Consider the following 13,173-nt stretch of genomic DNA (forward strand, 5'->3'; position numbering starts at 1 on the left):
CTGCCAAAAACCGATGAACGACATGGACACGTCATGATCGATACCCCTACCAAGCCCGTTTTGACCCGGCCTGCGGATCTCGGTTTGCCGCGCATTCTGGTCGCCGACGACGATCCAGCCAGCCGTCTTTTCCTCGCCGATGCGTTGCGCAAGCTGGGTATGGACGTCGAGGCCTGCGCGGACGGCACCGAGGCCATTGAGTACGGTCGCCGCGAATCGTTCGATATGCTTCTGCTGGACTGCCGCATGCCAGGTGCCGGCGCCGAGCAGGTGCTCACCGCGTTACGCAACGATGCTCAGGCCGGCTCTACCGATAGCATCGCCGTGGCAACCAGTGCAGAGCTCGATACCGCAACACGCCAGCGCTTGCTTGCCCACGGCTTCAGCGATGCCCTGCTTAAGCCCTGCGAGCTTGTCGATCTGCACCGCATCATCGCTCTGGCCAAGTCCGGCATGGTCGAACCTCCGCTACTCGATGACAAGCAGGCTTTGGCCAGCACCGGCGACACACAAATCATGCAGGCGTTGCGCGGCCTTCTGCACGACGAACTGGCAACGCTTCATCAAGAGCTGGACCAGCTCAGCAACGAACCAGAGCATTTAGCCGAGCGTCTACATCGACTGCGTTCGTCATGCGGCTTCTGTGGGGCCACCGCACTGGCAAGCGAAACCATCCAGCTACAACGCCATTTAAAAATGGACCAAGGCGATGCGCAGGTCTTCATGACGCGCTTCCGTACGGCACTGCTTGCCACGATAAAAGCTTTAAAAAAAGGGCATGACATTTAAGACCAGGGAAACATGTCGCTAGCTAGGGCGAGACTTCCCCTGCTCTTTGCGCCCGCTGGATGACATGGCGGCTGCCAGTACACGCCATGCACGCAACTCGGCACCGCCAAGATGAAAACGAATGACTTCACGCATGATGTTGCGCAAGGCGGCAAGGCCAGCGCCATCGGGCATATGGTCTTGCGCCAATGCCAGCAGGTCACTACCGCGTGCCGCATGCGGTGTACTGGCAGCACATGGCACAGGCCCCTGCTCTACTTGGTATCGGTAAAACTGGGTCGACACCAAGTGCTCGCCAGTCTCGGCTGCAAACTCCAACTGCAGACCGTAACCGAGTATCTCAAGCAAATCGCGCTCGAATCGCCGCAGCGTCCAGCCGAGGGACTCCCCCGATGCCAGCCTTGGCAAGGTCTGCGCATAGACGGCGAACAGCTCTGGATGCGGATCCTGACGCTCGGTAAGGCGCACCACCAGCTCATTGAGATAGAGCCCGGCCAACCCCGCATCACCGACGAGCCGTGGCGGCATCGCGATGGTCTCGGCGCTTTGCAATGTAGCCAGCTCACCGCGTAATAGCAGGTCCAACGCTAACGGTTGAAACGGCTCAAGTTGCGATCGCTGCAACCGCGACCGCTCTCGCCGCACGCCACGCGCTACCACGCCTAGCCGGCCATGTTCGCGTGTCAGACATTCCAGCAGCAGCGAAGTCTCGCGATAAGGCCGCGAATGCAGCACATAGGCAGGTTGCTGTTCGAGGCGCATGGTTTATGAGGAGCTTAGCGTCAATAGAGGGGAACGTCGCTTTAGCCGCTCGTTCCCTGCCAGGCGCTCAATCCGTATAGCCAAACTTCTTCAGCATCGACTCGTCATCGACCCAGCCTTCGCGGACTTTCACCCACAGGCGCAAGAACACTTTACGTTCGAACATGCGCTCCATATTGCGCCTGGCCGAGCTGCCGATGGCCTTGAGCTGAGCACCACCGTTGCCGATCACGATCGCTTTCTGGCCATCGCGCTCGACCCAGATCACCGCGTGAATTTCAGCGATGCCGTCATCGCGATCGGTAAATTGCTCGATCTCGACCGTCGTGGCGTAAGGCAATTCCTGATCCAGCCTCAGCATCAATTGCTCGCGCACCATCTCGGCCGCGAGGAATCGCTCGCTGCGATCGGTAACTTCGTCTTCGCCATAGACCGGGGGCTGTACCGGCAGGCGCTTGAGAATGCCCTGCTCCAGCTCCTTCAGGCCCTTTTGCTTGAGCGCGCTGACGTAGTAGATCTCGTCGAAACTATGCTTGGCCACAAGATCGGCGACAAACGGCAACATCACCGTTTTGTCCTTGGTCAGGTCAACCTTGTTGATGACCAGCAAGCGCGGTGTCTTTTGCTCGACCAAGGCGTCGTAAAGCGCCTCGTCCTCATCTGTCCAGCGACCGGACTCGATCACCTGCACGGCCAGATCCACCTCGCTGATCGCCGAACGCGCAGCACGATTGAGGCTGCGATTCATCGCCCGCTTGGCACCACGATGCAGGCCTGGCGTATCGACGTACAAAATCTGTCCCGCCTCGCTGGTGGCGATACCGAGAATGCGGTGCCTGGTGGTCTGTGGCCGCGGGCTGACAATGGACAGGCGAAAACCGATCAATGCATTGAGCAAGGTCGACTTGCCTACATTGGGCCGGCCGGCCAGCGCGACCAGGCCACAGCGGAAATCCTCGTGCGGCAATGGCAGCGAGCCGATGCCCTCCAGGCCGATTTCGTCGTTGTCGTTCATAGTTTCAATTCCTGCAATTGACGCAACACGATTTCGGCGGCGTCTTGTTCGGCGGCGCGGCGACTGCCGCCGTGGCCTTCAGCGTTGATCGGGGTAGGTTCGACGATCTCACACGAGACATCGAAGGTCTTAGCGTGATCCTCGCCACGGCTATCTTTCAGTTCGTAGAGTGGCAGCGCCAATCCACGTGCCTGCAACCATTCTTGTAAACGGGTTTTAGCGTCTTTGGACGAGCGCGGTATCGCGGCAATGCGTTGCTCGAACAGGTTTCGTACCGTCTCACGGCAGGCCGCAAAGCCACCATCCATATAGACGGCGGCAACCACCGCCTCGAAAGCGTCAGCCAGAATCGAATCGCGACGGAAACCACCGCTTTTCAATTCGCCGGGACCTAGTTTCAGTTCGTCGCCCAGCTCAAGCTCGCGCGCGATCACGGCCAATGCCTGGCCGTTGACCAACTGCGCTCGTAGCCGCGACAGCTCGCCTTCGCTGGCGTTGGGATGTACCTCATACAACAACTCGGCGACGACTACGCCAAGCAAGGCATCGCCAAGGAATTCCAGCCGCTCGTTATTGGGCTTACCGGCACTACGGTGCGTCAGTGCCAGCTGCGCCAGTGATGCATCACGAAAGCGGTATGTCAGTCTCGTCAAACTCTCGGCCTACGCTTATTGACTCAAGTTGCCCTGCAAGGTCACGCTCTTTTCGAAGTGCAACATGAAGTCGATGTTGTAAAGGAATGGCACGCGCTTGTCGTAGGACACACTGAGCTGAGCCGCATTATTTGCGCGTTTGATAGTGATGTCTTTGGGCTGGACAGCACCCTCTGCATACTGAAAATTCAACTTAATCATCAATTCTCGGCGGATATCGTCCAGCGACTTGCCTTCGACACCATTGCTTGCCACCTGAGTCATCGACTTGCTCACGCCCATGAACTCGATATACGGCGGCAGCAATTTCATCGCCATGTAGCCAAAAAAGCCGGCGATTGCCAGCACAAACAAAAAGCCGATCAACGTCATACCCGACTGCTTTGTTTTCATAGTCCCCTCGCTATGCATTTGATCGGCGTCTCCGCCCACTGTTATATGTTGCAACGATCGCCTTATCGTGTCGCTCAGCCCGCCTACACGTGTCTGGAGCGTACTCTGCCTAGCGATCGCCGGTACTGCCAGCCACTCGATCACGAATCGCAACATCCGCGACCGAGGGCCTATTTTTAATGAATGATTCTGCCCATGCGATCGAACGCAACCCCGGAGCCGTTCAAGCTCAACCAGATCAGGAACGCCTTGCCAGCAAGATTCTCTTCCGGCATGCAGCCCCACCAGCGACTGTCGGTACTGTTGTAGCGGTTATCTCCCATCACCAGATAGCAGCCCGCTGGCACCTCCGAGGGCACTCGCTGATTCGGAATCGGCGGCGGGGTGGTGTAAGCCGGCATCCGCGCAGTCAGATGATTCACCGCGCCTAAATGCTCGTTCCACACCGTCGCGCCCATCTCCAGCATCAGACGCGATTCGTCGCGTTTCGGATTGCCCACGTAGGGACCCACCTCATCGGCATTGACTGGTTCGCCATTGATAAGCAATTGGTCACCGTGCATCTCTACGCGATCGCCCGGCAAGCCGATGATTCGCTTGATCCAGTTCTGGCTCGGCACCGGCGCGTGGGGGTCGGCACAACTCTGATCGCCACTACGCACTTGCTTGCCGCCATCCGTGCAGATATAGCCCGGAAAGCGAAACACGACCACGTCACCGCGCTTGGGTTCGCCCAGCCCCACGAGTTTGTTGTTGAACGCGGGCATACGCAGACCGTAGGTAAACTTGTTCACCAGGATGAAATCGCCCACGTCCAAGGTCGGCATCATCGAACCCGATGGAATGCGAAACGGCTCCGCTACAAAGGAGCGCAACAGCAATACCGCCAGCATCACCGGAAATAGTGAACGAGCCCAATCCACCGCCACCGGCTCGCGCACTTCTTGCCCGGCCGCCACGGCCTTGGTCATGCGTGCCTTGTAAAAAAACAGGCGATCCAGCGCCCAGACCACGCCGAATACCACGGTGAGGCCGAGCAATATCGCCGAAAAATCGAAATCCATACCTGCTCCTTTGGCACGGGAAATGGAAAACCGGGAGTCGGGTTGGGTTGAGCCTAAGTAGGGCAGCTCAGTCCAACCCCATTCTCTATTTGTCCGTTACCCTGCTATTTGTCTACTTTCAACACAGCCAGGAAGGCCTCTTGTGGAATCTCCACGCGACCGACCTGCTTCATGCGCTTTTTGCCTTCTTTTTGCTTTTCTAGCAATTTCTTTTTACGGCTGATATCGCCGCCATAGCATTTGGCCAGCACGTTCTTACGCAATGCCTTTACGGTGGAGCGGGCGATAACTTGCGCGCCGATCGCAGCCTGGATGGCCACGTCGAACTGCTGACGCGGGATCAGATCCTTCATGCGCTCGACCAAGTCGCGACCGCGGCGGTCGGCATGGCTGCGATGCACGATCAGGCTCAATGCATCGACGCGGTCACCGTTGATAAGCACATCTGTACGCACGAACGGACCCGCCTCGAAACGTTCGAAGTGATAGTCCATCGAAGCGTAACCGCGCGAAACCGATTTCAGTCGGTCAAAGAAATCCAGCACGACTTCGGCCAGCGGCATCTCGTAACTGATTTGCACCTGGGTTGCCAGGTACTGAATCGAACGCTGCACGCCACGCTTCTCTTCACATAAAGTGATGATGTTGCCGATGTAATCGGGCGGCGTGAGGATGTTGGCGACAATAATCGGCTCACGGATCTCCTGCACGTGCGGCGAAGGCGGCAATTTGGCCGGGTTATCCATCATCAAGATCGTACCGTCGGTCTTCAAGACTTCGTAGACCACGGTCGGCGCGGTGGTGATGAGATCGAGATCGTACTCACGCTCCAACCGTTCCTGCACGATTTCCATATGCAGCATGCCGAGGAAGCCGCAGCGAAAGCCAAACCCCATCGCCTCGGAGCTTTCGGGCTCGAAGAACAGCGCCGCGTCGTTCAAGCGCAGCTTGTCCAGCGCCTCACGCAATGCCGGGTAATCATCCGCCGAGACGGGAAACAAGCCGGCGAACACGCGCGGCTGCATATGCTGGAAACCAGGCAGTGGCTTGTCGGCGGGCTTGTTGGCCTGGGTCAAGGTATCGCCGACCGGGGCGCCATGAACATCCTTGATCGACGCATTGATCCAGCCCACTTCACCTGGGCCAAGGCGGTCGAGCTTCTTGCGCTTAGGTGTGAATACACCAACTTCACTTACTTCATGCGCCCGTCCGGTCGACATCACCAGCAGCTTGTCGCCTGGCTTGATCTCGCCCTGCATGATTCGTACTAATGAAACCACGCCCAGGTAATTATCGAACCAGGAATCGATAATCAAGGCTTGCAAGCGGTCCGTATCACGCGGCTTCGGTGGTGGAATGCGCGCGATAATCGCTTCCAGCACCTCGATCACGTTCAGTCCGGTCTTGGCGCTGACCGAAACGGCATCCGTGGCATCAATGCCGATCACCGCCTCGATCTCACCCTTGACCTTTTCCGGGTCGGCGGTGGGTAAGTCGATCTTGTTGAGCACAGGTACGACTTCCAGGCCTTGCTCGACCGCGGTGTAGCAGTTGGCGACCGACTGGGCCTCTACGCCTTGAGCCGCATCCACCACCAGCAATGCGCCCTCGCAGGCGGCCAGCGAGCGGCTGACTTCGTAGGAAAAATCGACATGGCCGGGCGTGTCGATGAAATTCAATTGATAGGTTTTACCGTCACGCGCCGTATAGGGCAGCGATACCGATTGGGCCTTGATGGTGATGCCACGCTCGCGCTCGATCGGATTGTTGTCCAGTACCTGCGCCTCCATCTCGCGTTCAGTCAAGCCGCCACAGATCTGGATAATACGATCGGCCAACGTGGACTTGCCGTGATCGATATGGGCAATGATGGAGAAGTTACGGATCAGTTCCATGGACTACGCTGGCTGCGTTCACCGCCGTGCGGGGTGCGCAGGCAGCGTATCACCGGGATGGCGATACGAACTGAACATTATCGCATGGAAAGGCAGAAACTCGGGGATGCCGTCATCTGTGCTGCTGGTGGCCCACTCTCGAATGAGAGCGGATCACCAGCAACGTGACCCATTCAGTCGTTTTGCTTGCCGTCAGGCGCCGTCAGGCCAATAAAACTGCTCTGCTCGCCCCGCCGCACCAGCAATAGCACCGTGTCACCGGCCTTCAGATCCTTGGTTTCTTCGCGAAACGCGGCGGCACTGCCTACGGGCCTCTGGTTCACCATCTGGATCACATCGCCCGAGCGCAGACCGGCTTTTGCAGCTACCTCGCCGGTGATATTGGCAATGCCCACGCCCTCGCCGGGCTTCAGGCCCGCCTGCTGACGCGTATCGCTGTCGAGGTCTTGCACAGTTAGCCCCAAGGCGCTGGAACCGCTGCGGGCCGCCGGTTGGTTACTCCCAGCCTCGGCGAGTACGACATTCTTGTCTCGCGGCATCTCGCTGATCGTGACGCTGACATCTTGCTTCTTGCCATTTCGCAGAATCTGTACGGTCGCCTTGCTGCCCGGCGGAGTCATACCCACCAATGGCGGCAGATCGGCTGATTGATTAATGCTTTGGCCGTTGTAGGCAAGGATGATGTCACCACGCTTGATACCGGCCTTTTCTGCGGCACTGCCCTGACCTACCTCGGCCACGATGGTGCCATTGCTGTCACCTAACTTGAGCGCCTTGACCGCATCGTCGGTAAGTGGCTGCAGCCCTACTCCCAGCATGCCGCGCGAAACATAGCCCTTATCCTTGATCTGCTTGACTACGTTCATCGCCACATCGATCGGAATCGAGAAGGCCACGCCGAGATAGCCGCCGGTATTGGAGTAAATCTGCGAATTGACGCCGACCACCCTGCCCTGCAAATCGAACAAGGGACCACCGGAGTTACCGCGATTGATCGGCACGTCGGTCTGGATAAACGAGGTGTATGGCTGGTCCTGACTACCCAGGTTGCGCCCAATCGCACTGACGATGCCCTGGGTCACGGTGTAATCAAAGCCAAACGGTGAGCCGATCGCCAGTACCCATTGACCTGGCTTCAGCCCCCGTGAATCGCCAATGCTCACCGCCGGCAAATTGCCACCGGCATCCACCTTGAGCAGGGCGATGTCGTATTGCGGATCGCTACCGACCACTTTGGCAGTAAGCGTGCGCCGATCCTGCAGGCGTACGGTCACCGTATCGGCACCATCGACAACATGGGTATTGGTGAGAATGTAACCATCGCTGGAAACGATAAAGCCCGAGCCGAGCGAGGTCCGGGCCTGCTCTTCGGGCGAAGGCATCATGGGCATACCGAAGAAGCGCCGGAACATCTCCATCTGTGCATCGTCATCGGGTGCGCCCTGCATCGGCCCGGACGGTGCTGCACGCCCCTTTTTAACAGTGCGCTTGCCTGTGTACTTGGCCTCGACATGCACCACCGTCGGCGCATTTCTTTGCACGATACCGGTGAAATCCGGCAAGCCGGACATAGCCTGAGCATTCTGCGCCTGCACGCCGCCGGCAGCAGCCAGGCTGACAAGTGCGCAACAAGCCAAGGTCTGCAGCATGGGTCGACTCATGATTTTTCCTCCTCGGGTTATCGGACACACCGCACCCTGCCCACCATAAACATCGGGCGCGATGAAGTTATCAACGGGGGCCAAGGATCGAATCCCAGGCATGTTATTCAGGTGAACATTATTCAGATGAACAGGACTGTGCGGCAGGAGTACCGTAACTTTTCGCACACAACGTGTACTCCTACCCTTACGCCACAGCATCGGTGCCAAAGATCAGGTCACTGCAGCGCAGGTCATCGAGCGGCTGCTGGTACCTGCCGCGATGCATTTGGCGCCGTTTGTTGATCGGGATGGATCAACAGCAGATAGCTGCCGTCACCGTTGTTGATGGTGCGGGGCCGCTGCCCGAACTTTGGCGACAACTGGTATGGCGTCAAATGGTTAGGCGAAAAAAGCTGCGTCCCATCGTTACCGTCCAGGGTGGCCGAAGCCTGTTGACTGAGCTGGGAGGGCAAGGCCGTATAGTTACTTAGCCACGGCGGTGCCGTGGCAGGGCTATCAGCTTGAGCAGCAGCCCCTGTGGCGGTAGTCATGCCCTGCGTTGAAGCTGCCACCCGCGGCATCGCATGGCCGGCATCCGGCCCTACCGGCTGGGTGACCATCAAAGCGGCTACCGCCACGCTGGCAGCAATCGCACCGCCGGCCGACCAGCGCAGCCAATGCCGACGCTCCGCTGGCTGCGCAGCAGCAGCCTCTTGCTCGATCGCCAACATGACCCGCGCGGCAAACCCGGGCTTAGCCAGCGGTGGTAATTCGTGACGCAACCCATCACGGGCCACGTGATAACGCGACCAGGCTTGCTGGAGGGGTTCGTCGTGGTCCAACCGGCGCAACAGAAAACGCAGTTGCTCGGCGGATAACTCGCCGTCCATACCGACGGAAAGGTTTTCGCGATGGGATTCAGTCATGGTGTCCGGTCCTCGCGGTCCGACAACATCGGCCGCAGCTTCTCATCAATGGCCTCGCGTGCGCGGAAAATACGTGAGCGTACCGTGCCTATGGGGCAAGACATCGCTTCGGCTATTTCCTCGTAACTGAGTCCGTCCACTTCGCGCAGCGTAATGGCCGTTCGCAGTTCCTCAGGCAGGGCTTGGACAGTGGCAAATACAGTTTGTTCAATCTGCTGACGCATCAGTTCGCGCTCAGGTGTGGCGCTTTCATACATGCGATCGGCACCTGGTACGAAAACAGCGTCTTCGACATCGATATCGCCCGTTGGCGGGCGGCGCCCCATGGCCACCAAGTGGTTCTTGGCCGTGTTTACCGCGATCTTGTACATCCAGGTATAGAACGCGCTGTCGCCGCGAAACGAGCCAATCGCCCGCCAGGCACGTACAAAGGCCTCCTGCGCGATGTCTTCACATTCGGCATAGCTGTTCACATAGCGCGAGATCAGCGCAATGATCTTGTGCTGGTATTTCCGCACCAATAGATCAAAAGCCCGTTTATCCCCGTTTTGGACGCGCTCGACCAGCGCGCGATCCAGTTCGTTCTCGCCCATCCGGGCCGTCTCCTTCGTAACTTCTATCACTCGCTTGGATGCCGCTGGATGGGAACGATGTGCTCAGACAAGCATCTCGTCTCCAAGTTCAGCATGATGATAGCCAGCATTGACCCGGCCAAGGCTGCCTGGCGCCCTTCGGTACAGGCAACGATCGCCAGGCGGCCGCCGCCGACGGCCCTGGCCTTGGAGATATGCGGGTATTCAAAGCCCACACAAGCCAGGTTCAAGGTGCCGCCGTGGTGAGCAACCGCTGACGTTCAAACAATAGCTTCTCGAAGCTTGGCGGCGGCAGTGGTCGGCAGAATAGGTATCCCTGCAGCTCATCGCAGTGATTGGCCTGCAGAAAACGCAGATGTTGCTCGATCTCCACCCCTTCGGCCACTACCCCACGCTTGAGGCGGTGCGCCATCTCAATCGTGGTACGCACAATGGCCTCGTCGTCGGGGTCTACACCGATATTACGCACAAAGCTTTGATCTATCTTGATGCGATCGGCAGGCAGCTTGCGCAGGTAATCCAGCGAGGCCGCGCCGGTGCCGAAGTCGTCAATGGCGATGCGGCAACCCAGCCGGCGCAGTCCTTGCAGATTCTCGATCAGGTTGGGCGCGGCCTTGATGCTGATACTTTCGGTGACTTCCATTTCCAGCAAATTGGCATCCAGCCCGGTCTCGTCCAATACACCGGACACTATCTCCAGCAAGTTGGACTGCATTAGCTGCACCGCCGACAAATTCACGCCCAGACGCAACCGCAAGCCAAATTGCTGCTCCCAGGCCTGCGCTTGCCGGCAGGCGGTGCGCAATACCCATTCACCGATCGAGACGATCAGGCCGGTCTCCTCTGCCAAGGGGATGAAAAAGCCTGGGCCAATGAAGCCGAGCTCGGGATGCTCCCAGCGCACCAGCGCCTCCATGCCCACGATGTCTTCACTGATCGCATCCACCTGCGGCTGATAGAACACCCGTAGCTCACCATTGTGCTCGGCGTGGCGTAGGCGGGATTTAAGCGCAAGATTTTGCTGCTGGGCTTGTTCAGTACTGACCTCATAGATCTGAAAATTGTTGCGTCCCAGGCTCTTGGCCGCATACATCGCCTCGTCGGCGTGCTTGAGCAGAGTTTCGGCATCGGCCGCGTCATCGGGAAAGAAGCTGACGCCAATAGAGGCGGTGACCTGTAATTCGGTGCCATCGTCGATGCGTAGTGGAGCCTCCATCACTTGAACAATCTTTTCGGCAATGCGCAGCACATCTTCGCTTTTCACGATATGTCGCAGAATCACTACAAACTCGTCACCGGCATAACGGGCCACGGTGTCGGAGGCACGCACGCTTGTGCGCAAGCGCTGCGTCGTCGTCACCAGCACCTGGTCACCAATCGTGTGACCGAGCGTATCGTTGATGGTCTTGAAGCGATCCAGATCCACGAACAACATGGCGAAACACTCGCCGGTGCGATTGGCCTCGCGGATGACCATGTCCAGACGGTCATTGAACAATAAACGGTTAGGCAAGCCGGTAAGTGCGTCCAGCAATCCTTCCGCGCGCCCTTGCTCCCGTGTGCGGCGCAGTTCCAACGCGTGAGCAAAACGGGCAGCGGCGCAGCGCAAGACCGGCTCGATGATCTTCAGCTCACCGAACGGCTGACGCGTGCCAGCCAATAATGCACCGAGCACGTTGTGCCGCTCGTCCAAAAGAGGCAACCCGGCGAAACCGCTCAAGCTGAGTTGTTCCAGCAGCGGGTCCATCGTAGCCAATCGACCGGCATCGCTCTGGTGCAACATGGCCTGCCCTGCCAACACCAACCGCAACGAACTTTGCAGACTTGGACCCGGCCAGGCCAGTTCGTCGCCACGCCAAAGTTGCACGAGTTGCGCTGGCGCACCGCTATCCTCCGGCCTGGCAAACCAGACGGCGAGGTAGTCCAGGCTCAATTCCTCGTACAACAAACGAGCGGCGCTCGCGAGACCTTCGTCGTCGTTGCTGGAACTAAACGTGCGCGCAACCAAGTGCAACGCCACCTCGGCACGCATGTAAGCTTGATCGCTGCGGAATACCAACGCCACCACATCGCGGCCGCTATGCCGCACCCGTCTTGCGCTCACTTCCCCGCTGTCGAAACCGCGTACGGAACGTCGTCGACAAACATGCCAGTGACGCGTGTCGTCCACCAGGTTTTGAGTGGCCACCCCGTCTTCGAAAGACAACACTTCATGTAATGGCAGCTCAAGCAAGCCCGCTGCCGGCAGACCGCTGTGCCGAATCAGGGCAGGACTCAACTCAAGCACTCTGTCGCGAATCGGATCGGCGATCAGCCATTCGTTATCGACATCCTCGAATGCGTAGCGATAATCCCAGGCCTCCAGCTCCGATGGCACGCCCTTAGCGGCCAAAGGCTCGGTGCGTTGCAACCACCGCCAGCGCGCCACCAATTCGCTATCGATCTGGGATGCGTAAAGCCAATCGAGCACACCGGCCGGTAGCTGCGATGGCTTCAATGCTGCGTCCGCAGTCAATACGGCAATCAGGGGCGCATCGGCACACGCCGGCACATGTCGCAAAGATTCAACACAGGCAAGCGCATCACGACCATCGCCAGCAAACACCACCACGATGAGTGAAATCGGCGGCCGCCCTTCCAGCAAGGTGCTGGCGTGTGCCGCATCTCTGGCCAAATGAACCGTGAGCTGCCCTTCACGATCCAGCGTGTCAAAAAGTGCACGGCGTAGCTCGCGCTGCGCAGCCACTACGAGGATGCCGGCAGGTATCGTCATCGGGGAGTCAGAGCAGCCAGCGGCCGTCGCGTAAACGCGGCCGCAGCTCCGGCTTGATGGCACAGCTCACACGCGCAATTACATCGTTCAGGCTATCGACCAGTGCCGTCGGCGCATCAAGCAAGACAACCCGACGCACATGCCCCTTCTGCACGCGAGCCAACTGGCGCAGCAAGCTGAGATCCGTCGCCGGCAAAGGTAGCTGCACACCGCGCAGCAGATAAACGCCGAAGTGAATGCTTTGTTGCACTAGACGCAAAACCTGACTCAATCGCTGGCTGCCCGGCACCCGCGCATGCGCATCGCGCAGGCTGTCCAGCCCGATCTCAGGCTGCCAAAGGTAGACCGATTGCCCGGTATGCCTTACCAGCACCCTGAGCTGATCGATCAAGACCTCGGTATCGCCTCCTTCGAGCGCAACCAGGCTGCCGGGGGCAGCAAGAATACGTTCGAAAATTTCGGTACCCGTCTGGGTCGGAGCCGTGGTCAAGGTCATGTTCATTGCATCGTAAAGTACGCACTCTTTGAGGAATCGCAATAGCGACGAGCAAGCCTCGTGCTATTTGCCAGCCAATTCCATGCGTTAGTGCACAGGGTGGGGAGCGGCCCAATTACGCTGCCCTTTCACATAAGTCCCATCCCCAATCGCCTTGCTCAGCGCTTTTAC

12 protein-coding genes are annotated in these 13,173 nt (G+C 58.6%); 1 reads left to right on the forward strand and 11 read right to left on the reverse strand.

Annotation, left to right across the window (positions count from 1 at the left end; genetic code table 11):
- Nucleotides 1-33: 33 nt before the first annotated feature.
- A complete protein-coding gene (locus tag DVJ77_RS01365; RefSeq protein WP_114843670.1) occupies nt 34-789 on the forward strand; it encodes a response regulator in 756 nt (251 codons plus the stop codon).
- 18 nt (nt 790-807) lie between these two features.
- On the opposite strand, the gene recO is transcribed toward DVJ77_RS01365, so the two are convergent.
- The 11 genes from recO to DVJ77_RS01425 form a co-directional block, all read right to left on the reverse strand.
- Nucleotides 808-1,551, reverse strand: coding sequence for a DNA repair protein RecO (gene recO, locus DVJ77_RS01370; protein ID WP_114843671.1), 744 nt, complete (start codon nt 1,549-1,551; stop codon nt 808-810).
- Between the two features lie 67 nt (nt 1,552-1,618).
- The gene (era, locus tag DVJ77_RS01375; RefSeq protein WP_114843672.1) at nt 1,619-2,566 is read right to left on the reverse strand and encodes a GTPase Era; all 948 of its coding nucleotides are present in this window, start codon (nt 2,564-2,566) and stop codon (nt 1,619-1,621) included.
- Nucleotides 2,563-3,219 (reverse strand): ribonuclease III, encoded by a 657-nt coding sequence (gene rnc, locus DVJ77_RS01380; RefSeq protein WP_114843673.1) that lies wholly within the window; start codon nt 3,217-3,219, stop codon nt 2,563-2,565. The genes era and rnc overlap by 4 nt, the downstream gene beginning before the upstream one ends.
- Nucleotides 3,220-3,234: 15 nt before the next feature.
- Nucleotides 3,235-3,612, reverse strand: coding sequence for a DUF4845 domain-containing protein (locus DVJ77_RS01385; RefSeq protein WP_114843674.1), 378 nt, complete (start codon nt 3,610-3,612; stop codon nt 3,235-3,237).
- Nucleotides 3,613-3,788: 176 nt separating this feature from the next.
- On the reverse strand, nt 3,789-4,676 hold the full coding sequence (gene lepB, locus DVJ77_RS01390; protein WP_114843675.1) for a signal peptidase I: 888 nt from the start codon (nt 4,674-4,676) through the stop codon (nt 3,789-3,791).
- Nucleotides 4,677-4,780: 104 nt separating this feature from the next.
- Entirely contained in the window at nt 4,781-6,571 is a 1,791-nt protein-coding gene (gene lepA / locus DVJ77_RS01395; RefSeq protein ID WP_114843676.1) for a translation elongation factor 4, read from the reverse strand.
- Between the two features lie 173 nt (nt 6,572-6,744).
- The gene (locus tag DVJ77_RS01400; RefSeq protein WP_114843677.1) at nt 6,745-8,232 is read right to left on the reverse strand and encodes a Do family serine endopeptidase; all 1,488 of its coding nucleotides are present in this window, start codon (nt 8,230-8,232) and stop codon (nt 6,745-6,747) included.
- A 233-nt stretch (nt 8,233-8,465) separates the two neighbouring features.
- Nucleotides 8,466-9,140: a sigma-E factor negative regulatory protein gene (locus DVJ77_RS01405; protein ID WP_114843678.1), complete on the reverse strand. Its 675-nt coding sequence runs from the start codon at nt 9,138-9,140 to the stop codon at nt 8,466-8,468.
- Nucleotides 9,137-9,733: an RNA polymerase sigma factor RpoE gene (rpoE, locus tag DVJ77_RS01410; RefSeq protein ID WP_114843679.1), complete on the reverse strand. Its 597-nt coding sequence runs from the start codon at nt 9,731-9,733 to the stop codon at nt 9,137-9,139. The genes DVJ77_RS01405 and rpoE overlap by 4 nt, the downstream gene beginning before the upstream one ends.
- A gap of 226 nt (nt 9,734-9,959) precedes the next feature.
- The gene (locus tag DVJ77_RS01420) at nt 9,960-12,506 is read right to left on the reverse strand and encodes a putative bifunctional diguanylate cyclase/phosphodiesterase (RefSeq protein WP_225427713.1); all 2,547 of its coding nucleotides are present in this window, start codon (nt 12,504-12,506) and stop codon (nt 9,960-9,962) included.
- 7 nt (nt 12,507-12,513) lie between these two features.
- The gene (locus DVJ77_RS01425) at nt 12,514-13,002 is read right to left on the reverse strand and encodes a hypothetical protein (protein ID WP_225427715.1); all 489 of its coding nucleotides are present in this window, start codon (nt 13,000-13,002) and stop codon (nt 12,514-12,516) included.
- Between the last annotated feature and the right edge of the window lie 171 nt (nt 13,003-13,173).

The sequence above is a fragment of the Dyella tabacisoli genome (assembly GCF_003350925.1).
In the GTDB taxonomy this organism is placed as follows: domain Bacteria; phylum Pseudomonadota; class Gammaproteobacteria; order Xanthomonadales; family Rhodanobacteraceae; genus Dyella_C; species Dyella_C tabacisoli.